The sequence below is a fragment of the Rhizobium sp. CFBP 13644 genome, assembly GCF_014842165.1.
Taxonomy (GTDB): Bacteria; Pseudomonadota; Alphaproteobacteria; order Rhizobiales; family Rhizobiaceae; genus Agrobacterium; species Agrobacterium tumefaciens_C.
In genome coordinates, this window is the sequence record NZ_JACYVF010000002.1 from 148,246 (window position 1) to 168,940 (window position 20,695).

The 20,695-nt window shown below is 58.0% G+C and carries 24 protein-coding genes; 11 read left to right on the forward strand and 13 right to left on the reverse strand.

Annotation, left to right across the window (positions count from 1 at the left end):
* Nucleotides 1-168 precede the first annotated feature (168 nt).
* Both IFT53_RS05730 and IFT53_RS05735 read left to right on the forward strand, forming a co-directional pair.
* Nucleotides 169-630, forward strand: coding sequence for a DUF3617 domain-containing protein (locus tag IFT53_RS05730; RefSeq protein ID WP_192067171.1), 462 nt, complete (start codon nt 169-171; stop codon nt 628-630).
* A gap of 60 nt (nt 631-690) precedes the next feature.
* Nucleotides 691-1,686, forward strand: coding sequence for a KpsF/GutQ family sugar-phosphate isomerase (locus IFT53_RS05735; protein WP_192067173.1), 996 nt, complete (start codon nt 691-693; stop codon nt 1,684-1,686).
* Between the two features lie 21 nt (nt 1,687-1,707).
* Here IFT53_RS05735 and IFT53_RS05740 read toward each other — a convergent pair whose 3' ends face one another.
* The 5 genes from IFT53_RS05740 to IFT53_RS05760 all read right to left on the reverse strand — a co-directional run bounded on the left by IFT53_RS05740 (nt 1,708) and on the right by IFT53_RS05760 (nt 4,573).
* On the reverse strand, nt 1,708-2,394 hold the full coding sequence (locus IFT53_RS05740) for a tetratricopeptide repeat protein (protein ID WP_244656398.1): 687 nt from the start codon (nt 2,392-2,394) through the stop codon (nt 1,708-1,710).
* A 101-nt stretch (nt 2,395-2,495) separates the two neighbouring features.
* Nucleotides 2,496-2,621 carry a type B 50S ribosomal protein L36 gene (gene ykgO / locus IFT53_RS05745; RefSeq protein WP_007607121.1) on the reverse strand — a complete coding sequence of 42 codons (126 nt, stop codon included), beginning with the start codon at nt 2,619-2,621 and terminating at the stop codon, nt 2,496-2,498.
* Nucleotides 2,622-2,748: 127 nt separating this feature from the next.
* A complete protein-coding gene (locus IFT53_RS05750) occupies nt 2,749-3,858 on the reverse strand; it encodes a 5-(carboxyamino)imidazole ribonucleotide synthase (RefSeq protein WP_192067175.1) in 1,110 nt (369 codons plus the stop codon).
* Nucleotides 3,855-4,322, reverse strand: a complete 468-nt coding sequence (gene purE, locus IFT53_RS05755; RefSeq protein ID WP_042617795.1) for a 5-(carboxyamino)imidazole ribonucleotide mutase — start codon at nt 4,320-4,322, stop codon at nt 3,855-3,857. The genes IFT53_RS05750 and purE overlap by 4 nt, the downstream gene beginning before the upstream one ends.
* A gap of 47 nt (nt 4,323-4,369) precedes the next feature.
* Nucleotides 4,370-4,573, reverse strand: a complete 204-nt coding sequence (locus IFT53_RS05760) for a YdcH family protein (RefSeq protein ID WP_042617568.1) — start codon at nt 4,571-4,573, stop codon at nt 4,370-4,372.
* A 236-nt stretch (nt 4,574-4,809) separates the two neighbouring features.
* Here IFT53_RS05760 and IFT53_RS05765 point away from each other — a divergent pair, with 236 nt between their 5' ends.
* Nucleotides 4,810-4,986 (forward strand): YdcH family protein, encoded by a 177-nt coding sequence (locus IFT53_RS05765; RefSeq protein ID WP_042617567.1) that lies wholly within the window; start codon nt 4,810-4,812, stop codon nt 4,984-4,986.
* Nucleotides 4,987-5,092: 106 nt separating this feature from the next.
* On the opposite strand, the gene IFT53_RS05770 is transcribed toward IFT53_RS05765, so the two are convergent.
* Nucleotides 5,093-5,860 carry a sulfite exporter TauE/SafE family protein gene (locus IFT53_RS05770; RefSeq protein WP_192067177.1) on the reverse strand — a complete coding sequence of 256 codons (768 nt, stop codon included), beginning with the start codon at nt 5,858-5,860 and terminating at the stop codon, nt 5,093-5,095.
* Between the two features lie 105 nt (nt 5,861-5,965).
* On the opposite strand from IFT53_RS05770, the gene IFT53_RS05775 reads away from it, so the two are divergent.
* From IFT53_RS05775 to IFT53_RS05795, 5 genes are all read left to right on the forward strand, one after another.
* The gene (locus IFT53_RS05775) at nt 5,966-6,619 is read left to right on the forward strand and encodes a thiamine phosphate synthase (RefSeq protein ID WP_192067179.1); all 654 of its coding nucleotides are present in this window, start codon (nt 5,966-5,968) and stop codon (nt 6,617-6,619) included.
* An 8-nt stretch (nt 6,620-6,627) separates the two neighbouring features.
* Nucleotides 6,628-7,833 (forward strand): tetratricopeptide repeat protein, encoded by a 1,206-nt coding sequence (locus IFT53_RS05780; RefSeq protein WP_446737656.1) that lies wholly within the window; start codon nt 6,628-6,630, stop codon nt 7,831-7,833.
* Between the two features lie 152 nt (nt 7,834-7,985).
* Nucleotides 7,986-8,786 (forward strand): inositol monophosphatase family protein, encoded by an 801-nt coding sequence (locus IFT53_RS05785; RefSeq protein ID WP_042617563.1) that lies wholly within the window; start codon nt 7,986-7,988, stop codon nt 8,784-8,786.
* Nucleotides 8,787-8,999: 213 nt separating this feature from the next.
* The gene (locus IFT53_RS05790) at nt 9,000-10,013 is read left to right on the forward strand and encodes a flagellar motor protein MotA (RefSeq protein WP_192067180.1); all 1,014 of its coding nucleotides are present in this window, start codon (nt 9,000-9,002) and stop codon (nt 10,011-10,013) included.
* A gap of 2 nt (nt 10,014-10,015) precedes the next feature.
* The gene (locus tag IFT53_RS05795) at nt 10,016-11,047 is read left to right on the forward strand and encodes a peptidoglycan -binding protein (protein ID WP_192067182.1); all 1,032 of its coding nucleotides are present in this window, start codon (nt 10,016-10,018) and stop codon (nt 11,045-11,047) included.
* A 728-nt stretch (nt 11,048-11,775) separates the two neighbouring features.
* Here IFT53_RS05795 and IFT53_RS05800 read toward each other — a convergent pair.
* Nucleotides 11,776-11,985: a hypothetical protein gene (locus IFT53_RS05800; RefSeq protein ID WP_192064448.1), complete on the reverse strand. Its 210-nt coding sequence runs from the start codon at nt 11,983-11,985 to the stop codon at nt 11,776-11,778.
* A 156-nt stretch (nt 11,986-12,141) separates the two neighbouring features.
* Here IFT53_RS05800 and IFT53_RS05805 point away from each other — a divergent pair, with 156 nt between their 5' ends.
* A complete protein-coding gene (locus tag IFT53_RS05805) occupies nt 12,142-13,788 on the forward strand; it encodes an FAD-binding dehydrogenase (protein ID WP_192064447.1) in 1,647 nt (548 codons plus the stop codon).
* Here the strand turns inward: IFT53_RS05805 and IFT53_RS05810 are convergent.
* Nucleotides 13,785-15,596, reverse strand: coding sequence for an ABC transporter transmembrane domain-containing protein (locus IFT53_RS05810; protein ID WP_192064446.1), 1,812 nt, complete (start codon nt 15,594-15,596; stop codon nt 13,785-13,787). The genes IFT53_RS05805 and IFT53_RS05810 overlap by 4 nt on opposite strands.
* 207 nt (nt 15,597-15,803) lie before the next feature.
* Between IFT53_RS05810 and rpmE the strand changes: the two genes are divergently transcribed.
* Nucleotides 15,804-16,025, forward strand: coding sequence for a 50S ribosomal protein L31 (gene rpmE / locus IFT53_RS05815; protein WP_042617559.1), 222 nt, complete (start codon nt 15,804-15,806; stop codon nt 16,023-16,025).
* Between the two features lie 185 nt (nt 16,026-16,210).
* Here the strand turns inward: rpmE and rcdA are convergent, their stop codons facing one another.
* The 3 genes from rcdA to IFT53_RS05830 all read right to left on the reverse strand — a co-directional run bounded on the left by rcdA (nt 16,211) and on the right by IFT53_RS05830 (nt 18,546).
* Nucleotides 16,211-16,726 (reverse strand): protease adaptor protein RcdA, encoded by a 516-nt coding sequence (gene rcdA / locus IFT53_RS05820; protein WP_192064445.1) that lies wholly within the window; start codon nt 16,724-16,726, stop codon nt 16,211-16,213.
* Nucleotides 16,727-17,080: 354 nt separating this feature from the next.
* The gene (locus IFT53_RS05825; RefSeq protein WP_192064444.1) at nt 17,081-17,275 is read right to left on the reverse strand and encodes a DUF1192 domain-containing protein; all 195 of its coding nucleotides are present in this window, start codon (nt 17,273-17,275) and stop codon (nt 17,081-17,083) included.
* Nucleotides 17,272-18,546, reverse strand: coding sequence for an MFS transporter (locus tag IFT53_RS05830; RefSeq protein ID WP_192064443.1), 1,275 nt, complete (start codon nt 18,544-18,546; stop codon nt 17,272-17,274). Before IFT53_RS05830 ends, IFT53_RS05825 begins: the two co-directional genes overlap by 4 nt.
* 129 nt (nt 18,547-18,675) lie before the next feature.
* On the opposite strand from IFT53_RS05830, the gene IFT53_RS05835 reads away from it, so the two are divergent.
* Complete coding sequence (locus IFT53_RS05835; RefSeq protein WP_192064442.1) at nt 18,676-18,831, forward strand: hypothetical protein; 156 nt, start codon at nt 18,676-18,678, stop codon at nt 18,829-18,831.
* 25 nt (nt 18,832-18,856) lie between these two features.
* Here the strand turns inward: IFT53_RS05835 and IFT53_RS05840 are convergent, their stop codons facing one another.
* On the reverse strand, nt 18,857-19,336 hold the full coding sequence (locus IFT53_RS05840) for a 2TM domain-containing protein (RefSeq protein ID WP_192064441.1): 480 nt from the start codon (nt 19,334-19,336) through the stop codon (nt 18,857-18,859).
* A gap of 217 nt (nt 19,337-19,553) precedes the next feature.
* Nucleotides 19,554-20,579, reverse strand: a complete 1,026-nt coding sequence (locus IFT53_RS05845) for a class I fructose-bisphosphate aldolase (RefSeq protein WP_192064440.1) — start codon at nt 20,577-20,579, stop codon at nt 19,554-19,556.
* Nucleotides 20,580-20,695: the final 116 nt, after the last annotated feature.

Here is a 20,695-nt window from a genome sequence, read left to right on the forward strand (position 1 = left end):
GCAGTATATCAGCCACTGGCGGAGCTGTGGTGAAATCGCAGTCTGCCCGCGCAGGGTTATTTTATGGTTAACATTCTGTAAAAAATGGCAGATGCGTGCTGCTCTTCAACCGGCGGACCGTCTGGTCTATAGGAAAGCCAGAACCTGCTACGTCTTGGGAATCTTGCAGTGAACAGATATTTGCGACGCGCCGCCTGCCTTGCCGTTACCGCGCTGCTTTTGCCAGCTGCTGGCAGCGCCTCTGATTTGCCTTCGCGCAAGGCGGGGCTTTGGATTATTTCCTCGAAAGACAACCTGTTTGCAAACTGGTCTGCCTGCGTGGATGATAGCAAGGACAATGTCGTCAACACCGACATCTGGACCGATTTTGCCGCTGAATGCGAGGTTCTTCACACGGAAAAGACTGAGAAGGGGCGCACGTTGCTTGCCCAGTGCCAGTCCGGCCTCACAGGTAAGGTCAAGCTTCTGGTGGAATTGTCAGGGGATTTTCAGTCGCAGTACCACTTGGAATCGACGACCGTCTTTGCGGGCAAGGACGGGGAGGAGGCGCAGAGTTTCACAATTGATGCGCGCCATGGGGGCGAATGCCCCACGGGCATGCTGCCCGGCCAGAAAAAGATGGCGCGCTAAAGCCGCGCCTCAAGCTTGTCGCCAATAGACATGTTTTGTGGAAAAGAGTATCAGTCCGGCATGATTACGAGAGCTGTCACACTGGTTGAAAACAACGCCATCGAGTCTGCACTGCGGACCGTTTCGATCGAGAGAAACGGTCTTGCCGCTTTGGAGCAGGCGCTTCAGGGCGATCTTGGTGATGGATTTTGCAAGGCTATCGATGCCATCGGCAAATCGGATGGGCGTCTGATCATCACCGGTGTGGGCAAAAGTGGTCACATCGGCTCCAAGCTCGCAGCCACCTTCGCATCCACGGGAACGCCGGCCTTTTTCGTGCATGCAGCGGAAGCCAACCATGGCGATCTGGGCATGATTGGCGGCAATGATGTGGTGCTGGCCATTTCCAAGGGTGGTGAAAGCGCTGAGCTTCGCAGCATCATCAATTATACCAGACGTTTTTCCATTCCGCTCATCGCGTTGACCTCATCAGAAGACGGCTCTCTCGCCAAGGCGTCGGATATCGTGCTGCTTGTTCCCAATGAGCAGGAGGCATGCCCGCATGGGCTGGCGCCCACCACATCCACCATGATGCAGTTGGCCTTGGGCGATGCTCTCGCCATCGCCCTTCTGGAAGCGCGCAGCTTCACGGCGGGTGATTTTCGCGTGTTTCATCCGGGCGGAAAGCTCGGCGCGAGTCTCGCACTTGTCGGCGATATCATGCATACCGGAGACCGTCTGCCGCTGGTGCCGAAGGGCACCGCGTTGCGCGAAGCAATCGGCGTTCTCGCAAGCAAGCACTTCGGTTGCGTGGCCGTGCTGGATGAGGACGGCCGTCTCTGCGGTATTGTGACCGAAGGCGATCTCGCTCGAAACCTCACGCGCAATCTGTCGGAGCTTCGGGTCGATGATATCATGACCGTTACGCCGAAAACGGTCAGCCGACACGTTTTGGCGACTGCCGCGCTCGCAACGCTGGAGAAACATCATATCGGCGCTCTGATCGTGATCGATGAAGACAACAGGCCCATTGGCCTTATCCACTTCCACGATCTTCTGCGCATCGGCGTGGCTTAAATCATCAGCCGCTGACTGGCGTCAGCTGCGCGTTCCCGCGAGTTTTTCCGTAAGGTCGCTCGCTTCCTTCTGGGCATCCTTGTCTGCGGGGTATAGCGCCAGATACTGCTCCCACACTTTCAGGGCCAGCGCGTCGCGCTCGTTGCTCTCAAGAATATTGGCAAGGCTCGCAAGGGCCGGAAAAAAGCGCGGCTCCTTTTGCAGCGTGCTGTTGAGGTCAGCCATGGCCTTGCGGGTATCGCCATCCGCATAATGCACCAGCGCACGCCGATACCAGGCTTGCGCGAAGTCCGGCTCCAGAAGAATGGCCTGATCGAGAAAGTCATAGGCCGCAGCCTTGCGCTTTTCCTCAGCGGCTTCTTCAGACCATGTCAGGAGCAGATTGATGGTGGCGCTGCCGGAATCCGTCCACTGCCCAACGATCTCATTGGCAATGACGCGGGCTTTTTGAGGATCACGCTCTTTCTTCAGGCTGGAAAACAGACGGCTCAAGGCGGCGTCAGGTGTGGTTTCCGGCTGGGCGGCGGCCCCGGCATTCGCGGTGGGGGAGGCGGCGTTCCCATCAGGCGTTTGAACTTGTGGCGTCTGTAATTGAGGCTGCTGTAACTGGGGAGCCTGCGCGGCGGCGGGCGTGGTCAGCTGCGGGGCGCTGGCAAAAGCAACTCCGAGGCAGGTAAATGTGATGGCTCGAAAACAAAACTGGCGCATCTGGACAGGATAATCCAGCTGCGCCAATTATGAAATCGAATTTTGCAGTCTATCAACAATGTGATCCGCCACGACGAGACGGGCACAGATGCAAACGTTAATCAGCCCTGACGAGCCTTGAAACGTGGGTTCATCTTGTTGATGATGTAGACGCGGCCCTTACGGCGAACCAGACGGTTGTCGCGGTGACGGGCCTTAAGCGCTTTAAGCGAGTTCTTGATTTTCATTTTTCTGGTCCGCAGTTTGGCGTGACGCTTCTTGCCACGCATATCTCAACAATCAAAAACGCGCTACGAGGGCGCGCTTTTTTCGGTTGGCTGGCAAATACCCCGTCAGTCCCAGCCTGTCAACACATTAAGGCATATTTTGCCGGGAAAGACTTGGTTTTCCGGGGCTCGTTACCTGCGTAACATGGCCCATCTTGCGGCCTGCACGGGCTTCTGTCTTGCCGTAGAGATGCACAAGGCAATCCTCTTTTGCCAGCCAGCCCGGCACATCGTTGATGTCGTCGCCAATCAGGTTGGTCATCATACAATCGGAATGCCGCTGTGTGGAGCCGGGAGCAAGCCCCGCCACTGCACGAATATGCTGTTCGAACTGCGAAACCACGCAGGCTGCTTCCGTCCAGTGGCCGGTATTGTGCACACGTGGCGCGATCTCGTTTGCGACCAGCGATCCATCGCTCAGAACAAAGAACTCGATACCGACAACACCGACATAATCCAGCGCAGCCAGCAGTTTCCCGGCGGATTCCTCGGCCACGGTTCTGGCAGAATCGGAAAGATTGGCCGGAACGGTGGAGGTGTGGAGAATGCCGGAAAGATGTACGTTTTCGGCAGGGTCGTAGCAGGTCACTGTGCCATCGGCAAAGCGGGCGGCAATGATGGAGATTTCACGCTCGAAGGGCACGAAGCTTTCGAGGATGAGGGCCACGCCACCCATCGCCTCGAAGATGCCGGTTAGGTCTTCGCCACCCTTGAACACGCGCTGGCCCTTGCCGTCATATCCCATGCGGCGGGTCTTCAGTACGCCTTTGCCGCCAAACTCCGCAAGGGCGGCTTCAAGGCTTGCCTGGTCGTCCACTGGCCGGAAACCGGCGGTCGGAATGTCGCAATCATTGAGGAAGCGCTTTTCCGTCAGCCGGTCCTGCGAGGCGCTGAGCGCCTGCGGTGGCGGATAGACGGGAACAGACGCCGACAGCGTCTGTGCGGCCACGACGGGCACATTCTCGAACTCATAGGTCACGACGTCGCAAACGCTGGCAAGCTCGGCCAGCGCCGTCTCGTCATCATAGGCGGCCACGATCTGCCGATTGCAGACCTGTGCTGCCGGACAATCGGCCTGCGGTTCCAGCACGATGGTGCGGAAGTTGAGGCGGGCAGCAGCCATGGCCAGCATGCGCGCAAGCTGACCGCCACCGATAATGCCGATGGTCCCGGATTTCCCTTGAAGTTTCGATGTCATTGCGGCGTATCCAGCGGGTATTCTGCAATGGCGGCTGTCTGGCGGGCGCGGTATTCGTCCAGCCGGTCTGCCAGATCTTCGTCAGACAGTGCCAGCACCGCTGCGGCCAGCAGCGCTGCATTGATGGCGCCAGCGCGGCCGATGGCCAGCGTGCCGACGGGAATACCGGCGGGCATCTGCACGATGGAATAGAGGCTATCCTGACCCGACATGGTTTTTGACTGTACGGGAACACCGAAAACCGGCAGCGGCGTCAAGGCGGCTGTCATGCCGGGCAGGTGGGCTGCGCCACCGGCACCTGCGATGATGACCTTGAAACCTTCGTCGCGCGCGCCGCTGGCAAAGCTGAACATGCGCTCTGGCGTGCGATGGGCGGAAATGATGCGCGCTTCATATTCCACATCCAGCGCGTCCAGCGTATCGGCGGCGTTTTTCATGGTTTCCCAGTCAGACTGGCTACCCATGATGATGGCGACGGGCGGTGTTTCTGTGCTCAACGGTGATCTCCGTATCAGGCAATAATATCGGGAATAATCTGGTCTTCGATCTGTGTCATCTTGTCTTTGATAACCAGCTTCTTCTTCTTCATGCGCTGAATGCGCAACGCTTCGCAGTTGGTCTGCATCATGGCGTTGATTGCCGCATCGTAATCTTCGTGTTCCTGGCGAAGTCGCGCAAGCACCAGCCGAACGTCGGCCTGATCCTGATCGGGCATCTCTGTCTTCCCCATTTTAAGACAACCGGACCGCCATCCGGCTATTTTGTTGTCGCTCTTGGTGCCTGTACCATCAAATCACGGTAACGGGAAGTTTCCCTTACAACCAAATTGCCCCATTATGGCCTTCATTTCGCCTTCGACAAGCGCGGCGTTCCATGTCACATTGCTGTCGTAAACCTGAAACTCCTGCGATGGAGCGCGGGAGGTAGGTTCAACAAGGAAGGACGTGCCGCATGACCATTCAGGCTCATATTGCATCGCTGGAAAAGAAACACGGTGCTCTTGAGGAGGAGCTAGAAACCGTATTGGCTTCTCCCTCCTCAGATGATCGGCAGATTGTGGATCTTAAACGCAAGAAACTGCGCCTGAAGGATGAAATGCAGAGGCTGCAAGCCTCCACCAAGCATTAATCGCCTAAAATCTTTGTTGCCTGACGTCAGTATCGTTTACGTCGCAGCCTGAAAGCCCGGCTCTGATTGCTACCGCGATCAGGGCCTTTTGTTTGGCTTACCGTGGCTAGATCGGTAGCCCATCCCACAGAAGCTTCAGCGCCGCCAGGAAGGCCATGGCGTACATCAATGGATAAAAGATCGCCGGCTTCATGTATTTCACCACTTTTGCCCCGGCAAAGGTGGCCACCATGGCAACCGGCAGCAGCATGGCGGATGTCGTGAGGTTTGCGGAGTCAAGCGCGCCTAGCGCAAAATAAGGGATGAGCTTGATCGCATTCATGATGGCGAAGAAGCGAACGCTCATGCCGGTATAGACCTTGGGGTCCAGTTTCAGCGGCAGCACGTAAATCTGGAAGGGCGGGCCGCCTGCATGCGCCACGAAGCTGGCATAGCCCGAAAGGCTGGACCAGATGGTCGCCTTGACGGGGTTCTGGGCTTTGGCCGGTGCTTCCTGCCCGCCGCGCGCGGTGCGATAAGCCTCGAAGAAATAGCGGATGACAAAGATGATGGTGACGCTTGCCACGACAAGGCGCATGGCATCGGCTGAAATCATGCTGGACATCGCCCATCCCAGCGTAATCCCTGCAATCGCCCCCGGCAGCATAAGCAGCAGGGTCTGGCGGTGATTGTATTTGCGCCATGCCATCAGCGCGACCAGATCCATGACCACGAGGATCGGCAAAAAGATGGCCGCGGCCTGAACCGGCGGCACGGCCAGCGCCATCAAAGGCACGCCCATCAATGCCAGCGCACCGCCGAGCCCGCCTTTGGAAAGGCCAACGAGGATGACAGCGGGGATGGCGACGAGAAAAAAATGAAAATCATGCAGCATGGATGAAGGTTGATCCTTTCGCCTGTCCGGTCTATCGGAATTGCTATATGAAAACGAGTGCAGATTGCGCGGGAAGCGTTCTGTCTGCGGAAAATGGAAAAACCGATGTCTGCTCCCAAAAACCGTTGCCGCCTCGTTCTGATCGTGCCTGCGCATGATGATGCCGAACATCAGGCAAAGATGCTGCAAGATGCGCTGCGTGGCGGCGATGTCGCGTCCGTCATCATTCCCCAATATGGTCTTGACGACGCGACCTTCCAGAAATTGGCAGAAGTGCTGGTTCCCATCGTGCAGGAAGCGGGTGCGGCGGCACTGGTGGCTGGCGATAGCCGCACGGCAAGCCGCGTGAAGGCAGATGGCCTGCATGTGCTCGGCGGTACGGAAGCTTTGGCTGAAGCCATGGAGAGTTTCTCGCCGAAACTCATCGTTGGCGGCGGCAATGCCGATGACCGTCACAAGGCGCTGGAGCAGGGCGAGAGCAACCCGGACTATATGTTCTTCGGCAAGCTGGAAGGCGATATCAAGCCGGATGCCCATTCCAAGAACCTCGCGCTTGGCGAATGGTGGGCCTCCATGATCGAAATCCCTGCTATCGTCATGGGCGGTTCCGATGTCGCCTCGGTGGTTGCCGTGTCTGAAACCGGCGTCGAGTTCGTTGCCCTGCGGGACGCCGTTTTTGGCCATGCTGGCGGTGCCGCGCAGGCGGTTGCTGAAGCGAATGCGCTGCTGGACGAAAAAGCGCCACGGTTTGGCGGTTGATACAGGCGATGATCGCTCGTTTGCTTCGTTTCCGTCTGTCTGTTTCGGCTCTCGCTCTGGCTTGCGCGATTGTGCCGCATGCCGTTTTTGCACAGGACCCGAAACCGGCACCGCCACAATCCGAGCTTCTGCCGGGTGTGGGAGCGAGCGCGCCGCAGCCTGATACAATGACGCCGACGGATGAAGATACGGATTTTGGCCCCGCCAAAGCCGATGGCCCGGAAGTCCTGTCGCGTCCGTCTGATGCCAATGCCGAGCCGATCCGCAAGGGTCGCGTCGGCGCTGACGACCAGAAGGATTTGCAGCCTTCCGAAGGGGTCACTGTCTACCAGCGCATGGGCGCCGAACTTCCAGCCCTTCCGCCCGAGAAAAAATTCACCGGCAAGGTGGATGAGGCCTTCGGCCACTATCAGCGCGGTGAATATGTGCAGGCGCTGTCCAAGGCTTTGGCGCGCGCGGAAAAAGGCGATGCACCGGCCCAGACGCTGGTCGCAGAGATGATGTCGCGCGGCTTCGGCATTGCCCGCGATGACAAGACCGCAGCCTTCTGGTTCGAGCAGGCGGCAAAGGGCGGCGATCCCGTCGCCATGTTCAAATATGCCCTCATTCTGATGGAAGGCAAAGTCGTCAAGCGTGATAAGACGCTGGCCGATGATTACATGCGCCGTGCCGCTGAGGCTGGCAATGCCGAGGCGGAATTCAACTGGGCGCAGATCCTGGTGTCGCAGGCGCCGGGGCCCAATGGCCTTCACTCAGCTTTGCCATTTTATGAGAAATCGGCCGAAAAGGGCGTAGCCGACGCGCAATATGCCGTTTCGCAGATCTACTGGAACCTCAACGACATACCGCCCGAAAAGAAAGCCACGTCCCGCGACTGGCTGATGCGAGCTGCAAAGGCAGGTTTCGATACGGCGCAGGTTGATCTCGGCGTTTGGCTCGTCAACGGTGTGGGCGGTGAGCGCAATCTGGAAGAGGGCTTCCGCTGGCTCCTTGGCGCTGCCCAGCGCGGCAATGTCGTTGCCCAGAACAAGATCGCCCATCTTTATATTCAGGCGCTCGGCACCAAGCCTGATCCGGTCGAAGCCGCGAAGTGGTACGTGCTTTCGCGCCGCGCCGGTCTCAAGGACCCCGGATTGGAAGATTTCTACCTCGGAATCGAAGAAGAGCAGCAAAGAAAAGCCATCGACGCTGCAAACCGCTTCCGCCCTGCCTGAGTCGGACGCCTGTTCGGCTGCCTTTCGGCTTTTTACCTTGAATTCCAGCGCGTTTTGTGGTCTTGAACCGCAAACTTTCAATCAGAAACCGCATTTGCGTGCCTGCCGGAAATTTCGGCTAGCAGGTTCAGCCACCTTTCAGGAACAACGTCATGGCCCGTTCAGCCCTTCTCAATGTCATGGTTCAGGCCGCTCTCAAGGCCGGAAAATCGTTGGCTCGTGACTTCGGTGAAGTTCAGAACCTGCAGGTTTCGGTCAAGGGCCCCGGCGATTTCGTGTCACAGGCAGACCTCAAGGCTGAAAAGATCGTCCATGACGAGTTGATGAAGGCCCGTCCGACCTATGACTTTCTGGGTGAGGAAGGCGGCGAGGAAAAGGGTTCTGACGGCGCGCATCGCTGGATCGTCGATCCGCTTGATGGCACCACCAACTTCCTGCACGGCATTCCGCAATTTGCCGTTTCCATCGCGTTGGAGCGCAATGGCGAAATCGTCGCGGGTGTTATCTTCAACCCCGCCACGGATGAGCTCTTCACCGCGGAACGCGGCAGTGGCGCGTTCCTTAATGATCGCCGCATTCGCGTAGCCGCCCGCAAGCAGATCACCGATTGCGTTGTCAGCTGCGGCGTGCCGCATCTGGGTCGTGGCAATCACGGCAAGTTCCTGGTTGAGCTGCGTCATGCCATGGGCGAAGTGGCTGGCATCCGTCGTTTCGGCGCTGCATCGCTGGATCTGGCCTATGTTGCGGCAGGCCGTCTCGATGGTTTCTGGGAAGCGGATCTTTCCCCTTGGGATATGGCTGCCGGTCTCGTCATCATCCGTGAAGCGGGCGGTTTCGTCAGTGACATGAAGGGTGGACAGGATATTCTCGGCACTGGCACCGTCGTTGCCGGCAACGAATATATCCGCAAGGCGTTGCACGAAGTCGTCAACCGACCCATTCCGGGCCGTTAAGCCTCTTTTTTCGCTCGTTAATCTCCAGAAGAGTCGTTTGCTGACGCCTCTCTTGATCAAGGGTTAAAAAACCCTTGGGACGTTACCGGCTTTTCACTTCAATTCGTCGCAATTTTCCACTAGCTTCCGCTCGTAACCGCGATCATGCGTTTGCGAACCGCTGCAAGGCGTGTTCAAACGTGTGTTGCGGCAGGTCCAAAGGGAATGAGCATTATGGCGGATACGGAACGGCTGGACGTTGGCGTCGAGAGAGAGGTGACGAAGGAATATCACCACAAACTGTCGAGCCCCACGCCATTTTTGTGGACGATGGTCATCTTCCTCATCATCGTCGCCTTCCTCGCCGCCATTCTGTTCCGGCAGGCGCAATCGGCTTTCATGACCAATCCGGGCCTGAACGGCTTCATTCTCGGCGTTCTGGTCATCGGCATCATTCTCGTTTTCACGCAGGTTCTCTCGCTTCGTCCGGAAGTGCGCTGGTTCAACGGCTTTCAGGCCGCAGGCACTGTCGATAAGGCCGGTCGCACGCCAAAGCTTCTGGCGCCCATGCGCGCCGTCTTCGGCAGGCGCACCGATGTGCGCGTCTCCACCGTCACGCAGCGCTCCCTGCTGGATAGCATCGCTACGCGGTTGGACGAATCGCGCGATACGTCGCGCTATCTCATCGGCCTTCTGGTGTTTCTCGGCCTGCTCGGCACATTTTGGGGCCTCATCGGCACCATTGCCGCTATCAGCGGCGTCATTCAGGGCCTTGACCCGACATCGGGCGACACCAACGATATCCTCTCGTCATTGAAGTCAGGTCTTACCGCGCCATTGTCGGGCATGGGCACCGCGTTTTCGTCCTCTCTGCTCGGTCTGTCCGGCTCTCTCATTCTCGGTTTTCTGGATCTTCAGGCCGGTCGCGCCCAGAACCGCTTCTATACAGAACTGGAAAACTGGCTTTCGTCCGTGACCGATACCGGCAAGGATATGGATGGAAAGTCTGCTAATTACGGCGCCGCTGGCAGCGAGCGTTCACTGGCCGCCATGACCAGCCTTGCGGAAGGCATTCAGGGTCTCGTCAAGAACATGCGCGGCGAACAGCAGATGCTGCGCGACTGGATCGAGGCGCAGCAGGAGGAATCGAAATCCCTGCGCCGCACGCTGGACAGATTGTCGGCGCGCATGGATGCCGACCAGAAATACGCCAGAAGTTCATCCCGCCACGATAACGGGAGCGAGTGATCATGGCGCTTGGGCGCAACCGCCGACGCGACCGGGGTGTCGATTACTGGCCGGGTTTCGTGGATGCCTTGTCCACGCTGCTCATGGCCATCATGTTCCTGCTCACCGTCTTCGTGTTGGCGCAGTTCATTCTCTCGCGGGAAATTTCCGGCAAGGATGAGGTGATGAGCCGTCTGAACAACCAGATCGCGGAACTGACCGAATTGCTGGCGCTGGAAAAGGGCAGCAAGCAGGATATTGAAGATACGCTGGCCAATCTCCAATCCACGCTGGCCGTATCGGAAACCGAGCGTTCGCGCCTGCAATCCCTGCTGGACTCCGGCGCGGGCAATAGTTCAGCCGCCAATGCCCGCGTGGGTCAGTTGACGGGTGAACTGGAAGATGCGCGCCAGACAGGTGCGCGTGCCTCTGCCCAGATCGACCTTCTCAACCAGCAGATCGCAGCGCTTCGCGCGCAGATTGCCTCTGTCGAAACCGCCTTGCAGGCATCCGAGGCGAAGGATTCATCCTCGCAGGTCAAGATCGCCGATCTCGGTCGCCGCCTCAATGTAGCGCTGGCCCAGCGGGTGCAGGAGTTGAACCGCTATCGTTCAGATTTCTTTGGACGCCTGCGTGAGATCCTGTCGGACCGCGAAAATATTCGTATTGTGGGCGACCGCTTCGTCTTCCAGTCCGAAGTTCTGTTTCCCTCAGGCGGCAATGACATGAACCCGGCAGGTCAGGACGAAATGGCCAAGCTCGCCACGGCCCTGATTGATCTCGCCAAGGAAATACCCGCCGAAATCAACTGGGTTCTGCGCGTGGATGGCCACACGGATAATGTCCAGCTTTCGGGCACTGGCCGCTTCCGCGACAATTGGGAACTTTCCTCTGCCCGCGCGACCTCCGTGGTCAAATATCTCATCTCCAAAGGCGTCCCCGCAAACCGCCTCGTCGCGGCTGGCTTTGGCGAATACCAACCCTTAGCTGATGGTGATACGCCTGAAGCGCGCTCGCAGAACAGACGCATCGAGTTGAAGCTGACCGAAAGGTAATGGCTCAGCTATGGCTTACCTCTCCCCTTGTGGGAGAGGATAGAAAATCACGATCTCAGTGCAGCTAAGTCGGTAATTCTGCAGGTGAGGGGTAGTGCCCCAACCGCCAGCGCTCCTATATCGCCAGATATTTCCTATCTGAATCAATGCCTTAATAAAAATCTCCGAAAATCCTCAAAAAATCGATCTGCACTTTCTCAATGACGGGCGAATCACCCGCACAATGGTCCCGTTCCGCCCTCGGATACACCGCAAGGCGTTGCGGCGAGGCGGAACCGGCGCTGGTGGTGATGAGGCTACGCAACCTTTCATCACCGGGGTCTGGCAGCGATCTCCCCGGGGGCAACGGGTGAGGGGATAGCGCCGGTTTCGGACCGGCTGGCGCAATCTCCTCCATGTTCGATCCGGCCTGATGCTTGTGCGTTGCGAAGGCCTTACGGGTTCGTTTCGCGTCTGCGTCAGTCCGGCTCGTCAGCCACCGGGCGTACCGACAGCCCTTCGCCTATGGTCGAACGCGACCGGATGGCGGAACGGCGAAAGTCAGGCGGTACACAGGAACACGCTGCATCTGCCCCGCATCGTAAAGGATGCGGACGGATCGTGAGGGACGCATCGGCCAAAAGCCTATGCCCACCTCGTGGAAAACGGATCGCTTGTGCCCGCGCCTCGATCAATCGGCGCGGATGTCAGGCGAAGGCAGGTGCGGCCGAACTGGCAGGGGGTATCCTTTAGGAGATGCCGCCGCCCGGAATGGGGAAGGGTTGGACCTTGGTCATGTCCGACCGGTTTTCCGGCAAGGTTCGCCCTCGCCATCCGGGAATAGCCAGCCGTGGCAAGAGATCGTGGGCGGACATAAACCGCTGAACGGGGCGCTGAAAGGTGCCACTCCTTACACTACCCAACGAGGCAACTTCCAGCGCCCCGTCCGAAATACCCATGGCCTCAAATGGCGATGGTCAGAAATGAGAAGATCAAGCCACGGGCAGATGCTGCCGCGTGAACGGCGAAGCTTGGCTGACGGAATGCGCTTCTGCATCCGTTGCAAAAAAATTGACGTTTGCGTAAAGGTAATCCGATCTATCCGGGAGGGGTTGATGGAGCAATTTGACGCTATTGTCGTGGGCGCGGGACTTGCCGGTCTGGTTGCGGCCAGCGAGGCTGCCGAGCGTGGGCTGAAAGTCTGTCTGCTGGATCAGGAAGGCGAGCAGAATCTCGGCGGGCAGGCCTTCTGGTCGCTCGGCGGTCTGTTTTTTGTCGATAGTCCCGAACAGCGCTTCATGCGTGTCCGCGACAGTATCGATCTTGCCCGGCAGGACTGGTTCGGTTCCGCAGCCTTCGACCGGCCAGAAGACCATTGGCCCCGCCTTTGGGCTGAGGCCTATCTGAATTTTGCAGCCGGTGAGAAACGGGCCTGGTTGCATGGTCTTGGCATGCGGTGGTTTCCGGTTGTCGGCTGGGCAGAACGCGGCGGCGCGCATGCCCATGGTCACGGCAATTCCGTGCCCCGCTTCCACGTGACATGGGGCACCGGCCCCGGTGTGTTGGAGCCCTTTGTCAGAAAGGTCAAAAGCCTTGCCGAGACCGGGCGCATTGTTCTCAAATTCCGCCATCAGGTCGATGTGCTTGATAGCACCAATGGTGCGGTGACTGGCGTTTCTGGCGTGGTGCTCTATCGGGACACGGTTCAGCGTGGGCAAAGCAGCAGCCGGCTCGGTATTGACACATTTCAACTCACCGCCGCAGCGGTCATTGTCACATCGGGTGGCATTGGTGGCAACCACGCGCTGGTGCGCCAGAACTGGCCGGTCGAGCGGCTAGGTCAACCACCAGCAGAAATGGTCTGCGGCGTTCCTGCCCATGTGGACGGGCGCATGGTGGCCATCACAGAGGCGGCGGGCGGTGCGGTCGTCAACCGCGATCGCATGTGGCATTATACCGAGGGTGTAAAGAACCATGATCCGATCTGGCCAAACCATGGCATCCGCATTCTGCCCGGTCCGTCATCCTTCTGGTGCGATGCGCGGGGTGATCGGTTGCCAGCGCCTGCCATGCCGGGTTTCGATACGCTGGGCACGCTGAAAATTCTGCGTGAACGGGGCAGCGATTACAGCTGGTTCATTTTGACCAAGGCGATCATCAAGAAGGAATTTGCGCTATCCGGTTCCGAGCAGAACCCGGATCTGACGGCCAAGAATATCCGCCTTCTTCTCAAACGTCTGGGCAAGGAGCCGCCCGGTCCGGTCAAGGCCTTCATGGAGCATGGCGAAGATTTCGCCGTTCGCGATACGCTGGAGGAGTTGGTGGAGGCGATGAACGGCATTGCCGGTGAAGGGCATCTCGATGCGGGCCACATTCGCCACCAGATCGAGGCGCGGGATCGGGAACTGACCAACGCTTTCAGCAAGGATGCGCAGATCACTGCCATCCGTGGCGCGCGCCATTATCTCGGCGACAAGCTGATGCGCACCGCCAAGCCCCACCGTCTGCTGGACCCGGCAGCCGGACCCCTGATCGCCGTTCGCCTGCACATCCTCACCCGCAAAACGCTGGGCGGTCTGCACACCGACCTCCATGGCCGGGTGCTGGATGGCAACGGCGAGGCGCTGCCTGGGCTTTACGCGGCGGGCGAAGTCGCAGGCTTCGGCGGTGGCGGCATGCACGGTTACAATGCGCTGGAAGGCACCTTCCTTGGAGGATGCCTGTTTTCCGGTCGCGTGGCTGGTCGGAGTGTCGGAGGCTAGCTGGATTTCAGCAGCGTGACGACCTCATCCTCGCCTGATGTCTGGAACTGAAGACGGGCGAGTTTCGCATAGAGACCGCCCTGTCTGGAAAGGCTTTGATGCGAGCCTTCCTCGATGATGCGGCCTTCATCCATCACCAGAATGCGGTCGGCTTTCAGCACGGTCGCCAGGCGGTGGGCGATGACGATGGTGGTACGCTTGGCAATCAGCTGATCCAGCGCCTTTTGCACCAGTGTCTCGCTTTCGGCATCCAGCGCAGATGTTGCCTCGTCAAGAAGCAGAATGGGCGCGTCCCGCAGAATGGCGCGGGCAATGGCGATTCGCTGGCGTTGGCCGCCCGACAGTGTCACGCCGCGTTCGCCAACGATGGTGTCGTAGCCATTTGCGAGCTTGGTGATGAAGCCATCGGCCTGTGCGGCGACCGCTGCCGCCTGCACATCGTCACGGCTCGCATTGGGTTTGCCAAAGGCGATATTGTCATGGATGGAGGCCGCAAAGATCGCCACATCCTGCGGCACGATGGCCAGCCGCGACCGCAGCTCTTCCAGCGTGACCGAACGGATATCGGTGCCATCCACCATGATGCGTCCGTTCTGCGGATCATAAAAGCGCATCAGCAGCGAAAAGACCGTGCTTTTCCCAGCACCCGATGGGCCGACAATCGCGACCGTTTCACCAGCCGCAACCTTGAAGGACAGGTCGGATAGAATCGGTCTGCCAACGGCCTGTGGATAATGGAATGCAACATTCTCAAAGCTTGCTTCGCCACGGGCCGGAGCGGGCAGGGCAACCGGCGCTGCGGGATTTTCGACCGGCGATCTCTCCTGCAGCAGTTCGGACAGCCGCTCGGCGGCACCGCCTGCCTGCGACAGCTCGCCCCAGACTTCGGAGAGCTGGCCGAGCGAGCTTGCGGCTATGACGGAATACAAAACGAACTGGCTGAGCGTGCCAGCCGAAATCGTCCCATTCAAAACGCCATGCGCGCCGTACCAAAGGATTGCGACGACGCTGCCGAAGACGAAGCTGATGGCAACGGCTGTCAGAACTGCGCGGGCGCTGATGGCAGCACGGGCGCCGCGATAGGCCGTTTCGACCGCATTATTATAGCGAGAGTTGGCCAGCACTTCCGCATTGAAGGACTGGATGGTGCGGCTGGCGGAAATGGTTTCGGCGGCAAAGGCAGAGGATGTGGCAAGGGCGTCCTGCGTGATGCGTGACCGCGAACGGACGGAGCGGCCAAAGGCGATGAGCGGGAAGACGATGAGCGGGATGGCCAGCAGCGCAAGGCCCGAGAGGCTCGGGCTCGTATAGACCATCATGACCACGGCACCCAGACAGAGCAGGATGTTGCGCAGCGCCTGCGAAGCGGATGAGCCGAAGGCGGAGCGGATCTGCACCGTGTCGGCGGTCAGGCGCGAGGCCAGTTCGCCGGAATGGTTGACGTCGAAAAAGGCCTGGGACAGAGAGGTGAGATGGGCGAATACGTCACGGCGAAGATCGGCAACGACCCGCTCACCAATGGTCATGACGTAATAATAACGCATGGCGCTGGCCAAAGCGAGCACGACGGCAATGGCCAGAAGCATGGCGAAATAATTGTTGATCATGGCGCCATCGGCACCTGCAAAGCCATGATCGACGATCCGGCGAACGGCCAGCGGCAGAGCGAGCGTCATCGCAGAGGACAGGACAAGGGCGAAAATGGCGGCTGCAACCAGCCCGCGATAGCGCTTCAGATAGGGGAACAGGCTCGCGAGAGGCTTGGGCGATTTGCGCATGGCCGATTTCGGTTCCTGAATGTCTGCCACGATCAACTCCTACATTTGCCGACATGCTGTTGTGCCAAGTGTTGACCGAGCATCAGCAGGCACTTGTTATCTCGGTGACCTTCATGTATAGGCTCCGCATCGAATTGGGAAGCCATGGCCAAATGGTCTGGAGCTTCATTATTGAATTGGCTCAGTTGACGCAATTGCGGCAAATGGTCCGCATGTCACTAAAGCAGGAAGATTGTCATGAAGGCTGAAATTCATCCCGACTATCACATGATCAAAGTGGTCATGACCGATGGCACAGAATACGAAACACGCTCCACATGGGGCTCCGAGGGTCAGGTCATGAACCTCGAAATCGATCCAAGCTCGCACCCTGCCTGGACAGGCGGCAACCAGCAGCTTATGGACCGTGGCGGTCGCGTTTCCAAGTTCAACAAGCGTTTCGGCGGCCTCGGCCTCTAAGCTTCTTGATACTGAAAACAATAGCAAAAACCCCGGAGCAATCCGGGGTTTTTTGTTGCGTGGATTTTTGGGGCGTTTGCCGCTTCGCTTGGGAGGGGCCAAATTTCACAGAGCCGAAAAACAAAAAAGGCAGACCGAAGTCTGCCTTAGAAGTGTTTAGTCGTCTTCAAAACCGACTTGGCGTCTCAGTTGCCTGAGAATGCGGTGCGGAGCAGGTTGAGCTGCGCCTGAACACTGTTCTCATTGTCTGGAACCTTGGCGGCTTCAGACGGACGATAGATTTCGCGGTCGAGAAGGGCGACGCGGTTCTGGAGGCGAAGCGAACGCTCGACGAGATCGCGGAACGATTCTGGCAGGTCACCCCAGCCAGGAGCATTGCGATCAACGTTGAAGTTGTCGAGGCGGACTTTGTTCTTCTCGCTCAGGACCTGATCGCGGCTCATTTCGCCATTGTTGACAGCGCGCTGGAGAAGAAGCCAGGAAGCCATCTGCATGAGGCGGGTTGTGAGACGCATGGATTCTGCGGCGTAAAGAACCGATGCCATCCGTGGCAATACTTTGGAAGCTGCGCGCCCGGAACCGTCGAGGTAGGTCGCAGTTTCTTCTACCAAAGTCATGCCCTCAGAATAAAGGCTCTTGAACTGGTTGGAAGCTGCAGCACGGCCAGCAAAGCTGATAGTATTCAAAACCTGTTCTGACATTTTTTCAAATCCTGCTTACGCACCATACTACGGCAACGGAACTGAGGCGTAATAGTTCCGGCGTCTTTGTATTTTCAGGATGATAGCAATAGCCCAAATACGCAAGCTGATTATTAAAGAAAGGTTAATACCCACAGCTTTGGTCATTTTGGGGCTGGACAAAAAAAGAGCCGCAAAAGCGGCTCTCAAGGTAAAACAGGGAGAAAAATCAGACCAAATCGCCGATAGGAGAAACTGCCTGAGGTTCAGCAGAACTGAACATGTATATTAATCGCTTAAAAAGCTTAATTTTTGGTTAATGGTAAACGAAATTCTGACCCGCTGCGTAACGTTAATGGAACGTCACGCAGCCGATCAGGAGCGGAACAGGGTTTCTGCTGACTTTCGGCCCGCTGCCTTCTTCTCACGCTCAACTTCCAGTCTTGTTATTTCCACTTGAAGTATTGTGATGCGCGCCGTCAGCTCGTCCACCGACAATGGCGAGAGATCGCCACCCACAACATGGGTGGTGGCTGGGGGCTTCATGGATGGTTCGTCAAAGACACTCATATTCCGGCTCCTTTTTCCAACTCAGCCTCATCCTCGGGATATTGCGGGGCGCGAGGATCGAGCGAGGCGCTTTCAGGGGTGATCTGTGCCATGGCGGTGGTGGAGAAATTATCCTTCTCTTCCGCAGGCAGAGCGGCGCGTTGGCGCGAGCGGAACATGGCATAGGCGGTAATGAGCAGGTGCGAAATGGCCGTGACCCAGAAGAGGGCATAGGGGCCGAAGGAGGTCATGATCGGGCCACCGAGGGTTGGGCCGATGATTGTGCCGATGCCGTAAAGCAGAAGAAGGCCGCCAGAGACTTTGACGAAGTCTTCTGAGGAGGCGTAGTCGTTGGCATGCGCGACCGCGATGGGGTAGAGCGCGTTTGCGGTGGCGCCATAGACCGCGATCATGCCGATCAGCACATAGGCGTGACCCGGCTGGACGAGGGTGACGGCGAGGCCTGCGAGGGCCGCCACGCCGGATAGGCCTGCTAGCACATAGCGACGGTCTATCCTGTCGGAAAGCTTGCCTGCCGGAAATTGAGCCAATGCGCCGATGAAGATGGTGACACTGACCATGATGGCGATGGTGGTGGGGTCAAGGCCCGCACGCGCGCCGAAAACCGCGCCTAAGGTGCCGTATGCGCCGTTGGCGATGCCGATCAGCAGAATGCCGATGAAGGAGACCGGTGAGTTTCGGTAGAGTGCGGGAAGATCCAGCTTGACCTTTTTGAGAGGCTGAGGGCTTTCCGCTTTCGACAGCATGGCGGGCATGATGGCGACGCAGTAGATGATGGCGCAGACCATGAAGAGCGAGGTGTTGCTGACGGTGCCGAATGGAACCAGCAATTGTCCTGCCACGACGCCAAACAGAGTGATGGCGATGTAGAGGGAGAAGATCGCGCCACGGCTTTCATTGGTAGCGCGCTCGTTAAGCCAGCTTTCGATAATCATGGACGTACCGGCGGTGCAGAAGCCGGTCAGCGCACGCAGCGCGACCCAGGATACATCATCGACGAAAAGTCCTGTCAGAAGAACGGTGAGGCAGATGAGGGCGACGAAACTACCGAAGGCCCTGATATGACCGGCGCGCCGCACGATGCTGGGTGCCACAAAACAACCAACGACGAAGCCCGCAGCCCATGACGTGCCGAGAAAGCCCAGCACTTCGTTGGAATATCCTTCTGCCGATCCCCTCACGGGCAAGAGAAGGCCTTGAAGGCCATTGCCCAGAAACAGAAACAAGGTGCTGGTTAAAAGGGCGAATACGGGTAGAAGGTTTCTGCTCATAAGGCCACTCTCATGCTAAGCGATTGGTTGCGCCGCTGTGGATGGCGCGCGAATGGGGTATGTGTCTTTGGTGAGCGTTAAAAATGTCCAGCCTGTGACACTGTGACAATAAAGCCAAAAGGTTTCGGGATGACGAAGGCAATAGGCCTTTTTTTACTACTGGCCATGGTCGTCCAGATTATTCGCCCGCTTGGCCTGCCGGGCCTGCGCAAACGCGCCGACTTCTGGAAACTCGCCGTGATTGCCTTTGTCATCTGGTCTCTGGTTCTGCTGCTGCGGCCCTGAATAGAGCCGCAGCATTCTGATGTCGTCAAAGTTTTCTCTTTAGATAATGCTCCACCTGCCGCCTTTCCCAATCCGCATTGAGGAATGGCACCATGTCGAACGTTCGCAAACCATGGCCGATGACAGCGATGCCCAGCCCCAGTGCTGGCCAGATGGCCCAGAAATAATGCGGGCTGGTGAGAAGGTTGACCACGGCAAGGAACACAACAAGCACGACATATCTGGCGACGTGCATGTAAAAAGCCTTGATATTGCGCACGCGGGCGAAGGCGACAGCCTCTTCCGCTTCGATGCTGTTTATGGGTGTTGCGGGCATGTCTTTGGGATCCTGTTCGGTGAGTTGCGATACATCGATCTCGAAGATGGACGCCAATGTTTTTGAGGTCTCCAGACTTGGCGCCTGCCCACGCTCGATCCGCTGGATGGTGCGTGTGCTGAGGCCGCTGATGGTCGCCAGTTGTTCCTGCGACCAGCCGCGTTGAAGTCTCAGTTTCTGTATCAACATTGATGTCTCTCCACGTTCGATGTCGAACACCTGCCTTTGATGCCGCACCACTGCCACGTCACCGGGCCGACTGTCGGGTTCGTGTCGGGTGACGCAGGTCGCACGCCGAGTTGATCATGCTTTGACTGGAAGCGATTTTGAAGGGGACTGAAAAACAAAACCGCCCGCAACGATGTTGCGAGCGGCGTTTGGACTGGTCTTGAAGCCAGAGGCTGGATTAGGCGGCTTTTTCAAGCTCCTGCTTCCAGTTGCCCAGTGCGGCAAGCGTGTTCATTTCTGCGCGGTGGCGGAAGGCGCGCTGGCCGGCTGCGACATTCTCGGACTTGCCGCCCCATGCCTTGAGAGCCGTATCCTGAAGGGCGCGACCATAGGAGAATGTGAGGGCCCATGGGAGATCGTAGCCAGCGTTCATGGCGCTCAGATGTGCGGTTGCTTCTTCGGCAGACTGGCCACCCGAGAGGAAGGCAACGCCCGGAACGGCTGACGACACGGTGGCCTTCAAAACCTTGACGGTTTTCTCGGCGACTTCTTCGACGGATGCCTTGCGGGCGTTCTTGCCATCGATGACCATGTTCGGCTTGAGGATCATGCCTTCGAGGTTGACGCGGGCATCGTAAAGATCGGTGAAGACGGTGCGCAGCACCCATTCGGTCACTTCGGCACAACGATCAATGCTGTGGGTGCCGGGTTCGCCATCCATCAGAACTTCAGGCTCAACGATGGGAACGATGCCAGCCTGCTGGCACAGCGCGGCATAACGGGCGAGCGCCTGCGAATCCGCCTTGATGGAGCCCCATGTGGGCAGGCCCTGACCGATGTTGATGACGCCGCGCCACTTCGCAAAACGCGCACCGGCTTCGTAATAGGTCTTCAGGCGATCCGCGAGGCCATCGAGACCTTCGGTCACTGTTTCGCCGGGGAAGTTGGCCTGCGGCTTTGCACCCGTATCGACCTTGATGCCGGGAATGCTGCCCGCTGCCTTGATGATATCAACGAAGGGCGTGCCATCAGCGGCCTTCTGGAAGAGGGTTTCTTCATAGAGGATGACGCCGGAAATACACTTCGTCATTGCATCTTCGGTGCGAAACAGCATTTCGCGATAATCGCGGCGGCTGTCTTCGGTGGATGCCAGACCGATGCTGTCAAAGCGCTTCTTGATGGTGCCGGTGGATTCATCTGCTGCCAGCAAACCTTTGCCGTCGGCAACCATTTTCACTGCGATGTCTTCAAGACGTTCCGTCATTTTCAATCTCCCTAAGCACGATGAATCTGGGTTAGCAGAAGAATTTAGGAAGGAAAATGGCACGCTAAATCATTGAAACGATTGAAATCATTTCAATCGTTTGAAACTTTAGGAAA

Bases quoted from the DNA above. Each gene is read 5' to 3' on its own strand.
- IFT53_RS05775 (WP_192067179.1), top strand. From the start codon at position 5,966: ATGTCTGCTCCCAAAAACCGTTGCCGCCTCGTTCTGATCGTGCCTGCG.
- IFT53_RS05770 (WP_192067177.1), bottom strand. From the start codon at position 5,860: ATGCTGCATGATTTTCATTTTTTTCTCGTCGCCATCCCCGCTGTCATC.
- IFT53_RS05845 (WP_192064440.1), bottom strand. From the start codon at position 20,579: ATGACGGAACGTCTTGAAGACATCGCAGTGAAAATGGTTGCCGACGGC.
- IFT53_RS05795 (WP_192067182.1), top strand. From the start codon at position 10,016: ATGGCGCTTGGGCGCAACCGCCGACGCGACCGGGGTGTCGATTACTGG.
- IFT53_RS05805 (WP_192064447.1), top strand. From the start codon at position 12,142: ATGGAGCAATTTGACGCTATTGTCGTGGGCGCGGGACTTGCCGGTCTG.
- rpmE (WP_042617559.1), top strand. From the start codon at position 15,804: ATGAAGGCTGAAATTCATCCCGACTATCACATGATCAAAGTGGTCATG.
- IFT53_RS05740 (WP_244656398.1), bottom strand. From the start codon at position 2,394: ATGCGCCAGTTTTGTTTTCGAGCCATCACATTTACCTGCCTCGGAGTT.
- IFT53_RS05830 (WP_192064443.1), bottom strand. From the start codon at position 18,546: ATGAGCAGAAACCTTCTACCCGTATTCGCCCTTTTAACCAGCACCTTG.
- IFT53_RS05790 (WP_192067180.1), top strand. From the start codon at position 9,000: ATGGCGGATACGGAACGGCTGGACGTTGGCGTCGAGAGAGAGGTGACG.
- IFT53_RS05840 (WP_192064441.1), bottom strand. From the start codon at position 19,336: ATGTTGATACAGAAACTGAGACTTCAACGCGGCTGGTCGCAGGAACAA.
- IFT53_RS05780 (WP_446737656.1), top strand. From the start codon at position 6,628: ATGATCGCTCGTTTGCTTCGTTTCCGTCTGTCTGTTTCGGCTCTCGCT.
- rcdA (WP_192064445.1), bottom strand. From the start codon at position 16,726: ATGTCAGAACAGGTTTTGAATACTATCAGCTTTGCTGGCCGTGCTGCA.
- IFT53_RS05800 (WP_192064448.1), bottom strand. From the start codon at position 11,985: ATGGGTATTTCGGACGGGGCGCTGGAAGTTGCCTCGTTGGGTAGTGTA.
- ykgO (WP_007607121.1), bottom strand. From the start codon at position 2,621: ATGAAAATCAAGAACTCGCTTAAAGCGCTTAAGGCCCGTCACCGCGAC.
- IFT53_RS05765 (WP_042617567.1), top strand. From the start codon at position 4,810: ATGACCATTCAGGCTCATATTGCATCGCTGGAAAAGAAACACGGTGCT.
- IFT53_RS05760 (WP_042617568.1), bottom strand. From the start codon at position 4,573: ATGCCCGATCAGGATCAGGCCGACGTTCGGCTGGTGCTTGCGCGACTT.
- IFT53_RS05735 (WP_192067173.1), top strand. From the start codon at position 691: ATGATTACGAGAGCTGTCACACTGGTTGAAAACAACGCCATCGAGTCT.
- IFT53_RS05825 (WP_192064444.1), bottom strand. From the start codon at position 17,275: ATGAGTGTCTTTGACGAACCATCCATGAAGCCCCCAGCCACCACCCAT.
- IFT53_RS05835 (WP_192064442.1), top strand. From the start codon at position 18,676: ATGACGAAGGCAATAGGCCTTTTTTTACTACTGGCCATGGTCGTCCAG.
- purE (WP_042617795.1), bottom strand. From the start codon at position 4,322: ATGGGTAGCCAGTCTGACTGGGAAACCATGAAAAACGCCGCCGATACG.
- IFT53_RS05785 (WP_042617563.1), top strand. From the start codon at position 7,986: ATGGCCCGTTCAGCCCTTCTCAATGTCATGGTTCAGGCCGCTCTCAAG.
- IFT53_RS05750 (WP_192067175.1), bottom strand. From the start codon at position 3,858: ATGACATCGAAACTTCAAGGGAAATCCGGGACCATCGGCATTATCGGT.